Source organism: Nocardioides sp., from assembly GCF_031422975.1.
Lineage (GTDB): Bacteria > Actinomycetota > Actinomycetes > Propionibacteriales > Nocardioidaceae > Nocardioides.
The window spans coordinates 1-6,969 of record NZ_JANPEO010000331.1 but is presented as its reverse complement, the minus strand read 5'-3'; the positions used below and the strand labels follow the sequence as shown (position 1 = coordinate 6,969).

Annotated in this window: 5 protein-coding genes and 1 pseudogene; 5 read left to right on the top strand and 1 reads right to left on the bottom strand. The window is 70.4% G+C overall.

The genetic code is table 11. The features are described from left to right. Positions 1–422, top strand: a pseudogene (locus RMO85_RS10105) (ABC transporter permease); the annotation flags it as partial. Between the two features lie 2 nt (positions 423–424). Beyond that, positions 425–1,348: a COX15/CtaA family protein gene (locus RMO85_RS10100; RefSeq protein WP_310528597.1), complete on the top strand. Its 924-nt coding sequence runs from the start codon at positions 425–427 to the stop codon at positions 1,346–1,348. Here RMO85_RS10100 and RMO85_RS10095 read toward each other — a convergent pair. After that, the gene (locus tag RMO85_RS10095; RefSeq protein ID WP_310528596.1) at positions 1,294–2,220 is read right to left on the bottom strand and encodes a heme o synthase; all 927 of its coding nucleotides are present in this window, start codon (positions 2,218–2,220) and stop codon (positions 1,294–1,296) included. The two genes, RMO85_RS10100 and RMO85_RS10095, sit on opposite strands and share 55 nt — an antisense overlap. A gap of 167 nt (positions 2,221–2,387) precedes the next feature. On the opposite strand from RMO85_RS10095, the gene tkt reads away from it, so the two are divergent. The 3 genes from tkt to pgi form a co-directional block, all read left to right on the top strand. Continuing rightward, the gene (gene tkt / locus RMO85_RS10090) at positions 2,388–4,508 is read left to right on the top strand and encodes a transketolase (protein ID WP_397203609.1); all 2,121 of its coding nucleotides are present in this window, start codon (positions 2,388–2,390) and stop codon (positions 4,506–4,508) included. Next, on the top strand, positions 4,501–5,610 hold the full coding sequence (gene tal, locus RMO85_RS10085; protein WP_310528595.1) for a transaldolase: 1,110 nt from the start codon (positions 4,501–4,503) through the stop codon (positions 5,608–5,610). Before tkt ends, tal begins: the two co-directional genes overlap by 8 nt. Beyond that, on the top strand, positions 5,607–6,969 hold a 1,363-nt coding region (pgi, locus tag RMO85_RS10080; RefSeq protein WP_310528594.1), incomplete at its 3' end, for a glucose-6-phosphate isomerase. The genes tal and pgi, both read left to right, overlap by 4 nt.

Sequence of the window (6,969 nt, the reverse complement as noted above, 5' to 3'; positions counted from 1 at the left end):
TGCTCAACGTCGTGGCACTCCAGTTCGTCGTGCTCGTCGTGGTCGGCGTGCTGCTCGGCTGGAGGCCCGCGCCGGACCACCCACCGATCTCGATCGGCGCCACCGCACTGGCCCTCGCGGCCGGCACCTGGGCCTTCGCGTCCCTCGGTCTCCTCGTCGCCGGGGTGCTGCGCGCCGAGGCGACGCTGGCACTGGCCAACCTCGTGTACCTGCTGCTGATGGCGGGCGGCGGGGTGGTGCTGCCGACCTCGTCGTACGGCGCAGCGTCGGGCGTCATCGGCTGGTTGCCGTCCGCCGCGCTCGGCGACGCGATGCGCGCCGCGCTCGTCGACGCCCGGCTCGACGGCCCTGCCATCGTCATCCTCGTGGTGTGGGGAGTCCTCGGGACGTTCCTCACCGCCCGCACCTTCCGTTGGGAATAGACATGCCCGCACTCGCCCGACTGCACCGCCTCGCCTGGCCGCTCGCCGTGGCCAGCCTCGTGGCCAACATCGGCATCGTCGTCACCGGCGGCGCCGTGCGCCTGACCGACTCCGGGCTCGGCTGCCCGACCTGGCCGCGCTGCACGGAGCAGTCCTACGTCCCCCACGCGGCGCTCGGGCTGCACGGCGCGATCGAGTTCGGCAACCGGATGCTGACGTGGGTGCTGGCCGCGGTCGCGATCGCCACGTTCCTGTCCCTGTGGCGCAGCGACCGCGCTCGCGCCACGCGCCTGTCCGCGATCATCGCGATCGGCGTCCCGGCACAAGGGGTGGTCGGCGGCATCACGGTGCTCACCGACCTCAACCCGTGGCTCGTCTCCCTGCACCTGCTGCTGTCGATGGCGATGATCGGCGTCTGCGTGCTGCTGCTCGACGAGCTGCGCGGCCCGGCACGCCGGGCGACCGGACGATTGCGACGGATCGCCTGGCTGGTCTTCGGCACCACCTGGTTCGTGCTCTACCTCGGCACGGTCGTCACGGGCAGCGGCCCGCACTCCGGCGACCTCGAGTCTCGGCGGACGGGGCTGGACCCCCAGGTGATGTCGCACGTGCACGCGGCGGCCGTCTACGTCTTGCTCGCCGTCACCGTCGGGCTGCTCGTGGTCGCCCGGCGCCAGGGCGCGACGGTCGTCTCCCACGCCGTGGGCGCGCTGCTCCTGCTCGAGCTCGCCCAGGGACTGCTCGGTTTCGTGCAGTACGTCACCGACCTGCCCCAGATCCTCGTCGGCCTGCACATGCTCGGCGCGGCGGTCATCTCCGCCGCAGCGACCTGGGCGCTGCTCTCGACAAGGAGTCGACCTGCGTCCCCACCTCAGCCGAAGAGCAGCGGGTCCAAGGCGACCGCCACGAACAGCAGCGACAGGTAGAGGTTGGACATGTGGAAGAGCCGCATGGGGTTGATGGCGCTGAGCTCGTCGGAGGCCTTGGCACGCAGCCACATGCGGTGCGCCTCGACCAGGAAGACCACGCCGAGCGCGGCGGCCGCCACGGGGTAGAACAGGCTGGTGTCGGCGATCGGCCACAGCGCCAGCGACGTCGCCACCATGACGTAGGCGTAGAGCACGATCTGGCGCCCGACCTCGGCGGCGGAGGCGACCACCGGCAGCATCGGCACGTCGACGCCGGCGTAGTCCTCGCGGTAGCGCAGCGCCAGCGCCCAGGTGTGCGGCGGCGTCCAGAAGAAGACGACGAGGAACAAGATCACGGGCGTCCACGCCAGCTCGCCGGTCACCGCGGTCCAGCCGATCAGCGCCGGGAAGCAGCCGGCCAGCCCGCCCCAGACGATGTTCTGGGTCGTGCGCCGCTTGAGGATCATCGTGTAGACGAAGACGTAGAACGCGTTGGCCAGCACCGAGAGCCCGGCACTCAGCGGGTTGACCCAGAGCGCCAGCACCACGGTCGAGAGGATCGCCAGCACGGTCGCGAAGACCAGCGCCGAGCGGGCCGTGACGATGTGGCGAGGCAGGGCCCTGCGCCGGGTGCGCCGCATCTGCTCGTCGATGTCTCGGTCGTAGACGCAGTTGTACGCCGACGCGGACCCGGCGGAGAGCGCGCCGCCCACCACGGTCGCGGCCACCAGCGCGAGCGCGGGGACGCCGCGCTCGGCGAAGAACATCACCGGCACCGTCGTCAGCAGCAGCAGCTCGATGACCCGCGGCTTGGTCAGCCCGACGTAGGCCGCGACGACGTCCTTGAAGGACACCTGCGCCTCGGGGGAAGCGGCACCGGGGTCGCTCACGGTCGGCTCATCCGCATCCCCGGAGGGCGCAGCAGCCGAGGCCGATTGGCCGACGTGGGACAAGGTGGAGACCTCAAGACAAGGGGGATCAGTGCGGGGTCGAGTCTAACCCTCTGCATGGGTAGGCTCGGCGGTGCCCGCTGCCGTACCGAACGACAAGGATCATCGTGACCCTCTCGCTGCCCGAGCTGGACTGGAACGAACTCGACGACAGGGCCGTGGACACCGCACGCGTCCTCGCGATGGACGCGGTCCAGAAGGTCGGAAACGGCCACCCCGGCACAGCCATGAGCCTGGCCCCGGCGGCCTACCTGCTCTTCCAGAAGGTCATGCGTCACGACCCGGCCGCCCTCGACTGGATCAACCGGGACCGCTTCGTGCTCTCCTGCGGCCACTCCAGCCTGACGCTCTACGTCCAGCTCTACCTCGGCGGCTTCGGTCTCGAGCTCGATGACCTCAAGGCGCTGCGCACCTGGGGCTCGCGGACGCCCGGCCACCCGGAGTACCACCACACGGCGGCGGTGGAGACCACCACCGGACCCCTCGGCCAGGGCGTGGGCAACGCCGTGGGCATGGCGATGGCCGCCCGGCGCGAGCGCGGGCTGCTCGACCCCGAGCCACCGGTCGGCGAGTCGCCCTTCGACCACCACGTCTACTGCATCGCCTCCGACGGCGACCTCGAGGAGGGTGTGAGCGGCGAGGCGTCCTCGATCGCCGGGCACCAGCAGCTCGGCAACCTCACCCTCATCTACGACGACAACGAGATCTCGATCGAGGACGACACCAACGTCGCCTTCACCGAGGACGTCGCCCAGCGCTACGAGGCCTACGGGTGGCACGTGCAGGTCGTCGACTGGGCGGGCAACCGCGACGGCCAGACCTACCGCGAGGACGTGCCGGCGCTCTACGCCGCCCTCCAGGCCGCGCGCGCCGAGACCACCAGGCCGTCCTTCATCGTCCTGAAGACGATCATCGCCTGGCCGGCACCCACCCTCCAGGGCACCGGCAAGGCCCACGGCTCCGCGCTCGGCGACGAGGAGGTCGCGGCGACCAAGAAGCTCATGGGCTTCGACCCCGACCAGACCTTCGAGGTCCCCGACGACGTGTTCGCCCACACCCGCCAGCTGCTGGTGCGCGGCGCGGCCGCCGGCGACCAGTGGGATGCGGCGTACGACAAGTGGGCTGCGGCCAACCCCGAGCGGGAGAAGCTGCTGCACCGCCTCAAGGACCGCACGCTGCCCGACGGGTGGGCCGACGCGCTGCCGAGCTTCGACGCGGACCCGAAGGGCGTCGCGACCCGGAAGGCCTCCGGTGAGGTGATCAACGCGATCGCCGGGGTGCTGCCCGAGCTGTGGGGCGGCTCGGCCGACCTCGCGGAGTCCAACAACACCACGATCGAGGGCGCCGCGTCCTTCATCCCGGTCGAGCACAGCACCAAGCACTGGTCGGGCGACCCCTACGGTCGCGTGCTCCACTTCGGCATCCGCGAGCACGCCATGGGCTCGATCATGAACGGCATCACCCTGCACGGGCTGACTCGCGTCTTCGGCGGCACGTTCCTCCAGTTCTCCGACTACATGCGGCCCTCGGTGCGGCTGGCCGCGCTCATGGGACTGGCGAACATCTACGTCTGGACCCACGACTCGATCGGGCTCGGCGAGGACGGTCCGACCCACCAGCCGATCGAGCACCTCGCCGCCCTGCGCGCCATCCCCGGCCTCGACGTCGTCCGACCGGCCGACGCCAACGAGACGGCCGTCGCGTGGCGGACCGTGTTGGAGAACACCGACAGTCCGGCCGGCCTGTGCCTCACGCGTCAGAACGTGCCGACCTTCCCGCGCGGCACCGACGCCGGCACCGGTGAGCACTGGGGCGACGCGGCCGGGGTCGCCAAGGGTGGCTACGTCCTGCTCGACACCGACGCAGCGCCCGACGTCGTCCTGGTCGGCACCGGGTCCGAGGTCCAGCTGGCGGTCCGGGCGCGCGAGCTGCTGGCGGCCGAGGGGATCAACGCCCGCGTCGTGTCGATGCCGTGTGTCGAGTGGTTCAACGGCCAGGACCGGGCGTACCGCGACTCGGTCATCCCGCCGGCGGTCAAGGCCCGCGTCTCGGTGGAGGCGGGCATCGGGCTCGGGTGGCGCGAGATCGTGGGCGACAACGGCCGGATCATCTCGATCGAGACGTACGGCGCCTCGGCAGACTTCGCCACGATCTTCCAGGAGTTCGGCGTGACGGCAGACGCCGTCGCCGCCGCCGCACGCGACAGCATCGGAGCAAGCAATGTCTGAACGTCTCACTGCACTGGCCGACGCCGGTGTCTCCATCTGGCTCGACGACCTGTCCCGCGAGCGCATCGAGACGGGCAACCTCGCCGATCTCGTCAGCTCGTCCTCCGTGGTCGGGGTGACCACCAACCCCTCGATCTTCGCTGCGGCCCTCAAGGACGGCGAGCGCTATGACGCGGAGGTCCGGGATCTCGCCGACGCCGGCGCGGACGTGGAGACGACGGTCTTCCAGCTCACCACCGGCGACGTTCGCGCCGCGTGCGATGTGCTCAAGCCCGTCTTCGACTTCACCGGCGGTGTCGACGGCCGCGTCTCGATCGAGGTCTCCCCCACCCTGGCCAACGACACCGACGGCACGGTCGCGTCCGCCAAGGACCTCTGGAAGGCGGTGGACCGGGAGAACCTCCTGATCAAGATCCCCGCCACCACCGAAGGAGCTCCCGCGATCACGGACGTGCTCGCCGAGGGCATCAGCGTCAACGTCACGCTGATCTTCGGCCTGGACCGCTACCGCGGGGTGATGGAGGCCTACGTCTCCGGTCTCGAGCGGGCCCGCGACAACGGTCACGACCTGTCGAAGATCCACTCGGTCGCCTCCTTCTTCGTCTCGCGCGTCGACTCCGAGATCGACAAGCGCCTCGAGGAGATCGGCGCCGACAAGGAGCTGTTCGGCCGCGCCGGTGTCGCCAACGCCCGCCTGGCCTACCGGGCCTTCGAGGAGTTCTTCGCCGGTCCGCGCTGGCAGGCGCTCGCGGAGGCCGGTGCCCACCGGCAGCGCCCGCTGTGGGCCTCGACCGGGGTGAAGAACCCCGACTACCGCGACACCATGTACGTCTCCGACCTCGTCGTCGCCGACACGGTCAACACGATGCCGGAGAAGACGATGCAGGCCTTCGCCGACCACGGCGAGGTGCTCGGCGACCAGGTCACCACGATGTACGACGACGCGAGCACCACCATGGCGTCACTCGCGGCCGCCGGCATCGACTACGACGACGTGATCGCGACGCTCGAGGCGGAGGGGGTCGACAAGTTCGTCACCTCCTGGAACGAGCTGCTCGACACCGTCCGCGGCCAGCTCGAGGCGGCCGGCGGCACGTCGTGACCGGTGCGAGCGGCACCGGCCCCGTCGACGCGACGACCACTGCCGCATGGTCCCGGCTCTCCGACCTGAGCCGGGACTACGCCCCGGACCTGCGCGCCAGTTTCGCCGAGGACCCCGAGCGGGCCTCCCGGCTGACACTGACTGCCGGCGAGCTGTACGTCGACCTGTCGAAGAACCTCGTCAATGCGGACATCCTCGCGGCCCTGCTCTCGCTGGCCGACGAGGTGGGGCTGACCGCGCGCCGGGACGCGATGTTCGCCGGCGAGCGGATCAACGTCACCGAGGATCGGGCCGTGCTGCACACCGCCCTGCGGGCGCCGTCGTCGGCGTCGCTCATGGTCGACGGGCAGGACGCCGTGGCCGACGTCCACGCCGTCCTGGCTCGTGTCTACGCGTTCGCCGAGCAGGTGCGGTCGGGGTCGTGGACGGGCGTCACCGGTGAGCCGATCAGGACGGTCGTCAACATCGGGATCGGGGGCTCGGACCTCGGTCCCGTCATGGCGTACGAGGCGCTGGCGCCGTACGTCAAGGAGGGGTTGGCATGTCGCTTTATCAGCAACATCGACCCGACCGACGCCGCGCAGAAACTCCAGGGCCTCGACCCGGCGACCACGATGTTCATCGTGTCGAGCAAGACGTTCGGGACGCTGGAGACGCTCACCAACGCGCGCCTGTGCAAGGCGTGGCTGCTCGAGGGGCTCGCCGACGAGGATGCCACCCAGGCCGTGGCGAAGCACTTCGTCGCGGTCTCCACGGCCCTCGACAAGGTGGCGGCCTTCGGCATCGACCCGGCCAACGCCTTCGGCTTCTGGGACTGGGTCGGCGGTCGCTACTCGCTCGACTCGGCGATCGGCACCTCGCTGGTGATCGCGCTCGGGCCGGAGCGTTTCGCGGAGTTCCTGGCCGGTTTCCACGCGATGGACGAGCACTTCCGTACGACCCCGCTCGACACCAACGTGCCCGCCCTGATGGGCCTGATCAACATCTGGCACCACAACTTCCTCGGTGCGGCCACGCATGCGGTGCTCCCCTACGCGCAGCTGCTGCACCGGTTCCCGGCCTATCTCCAGCAGCTCACGATGGAGTCCAACGGCAAGGGCGTGCGGTGGGACGGCACCCAGGTCACCACCGAGACGGGGGAGGTGTTCTGGGGCGAGCCCGGGACCAACGGGCAGCACGCGTTCTACCAGCTGATCCACCAGGGGACTCAGCTCATCCCGGCCGACTTCATCGCCTTCGCGCGACCGGCGTACGCCCTGGTCGACGACGACGACGGCGAGAACGTCGACGTGCACGAGCTGCTGCTGTCCAACTTCTTCGCGCAAACGCAGGCGCTGGCCTTCGGCAAGACCGCCGACG

What these genes read in the sequence shown, in the direction of transcription:
- tal (WP_310528595.1), top strand. Translation starts at nt 4,501, where the DNA reads ATGTCTGAACGTCTCACTGCACTGGCCGACGCCGGTGTCTCCATCTGG.
- RMO85_RS10100 (WP_310528597.1), top strand. Translation starts at nt 425, where the DNA reads ATGCCCGCACTCGCCCGACTGCACCGCCTCGCCTGGCCGCTCGCCGTG.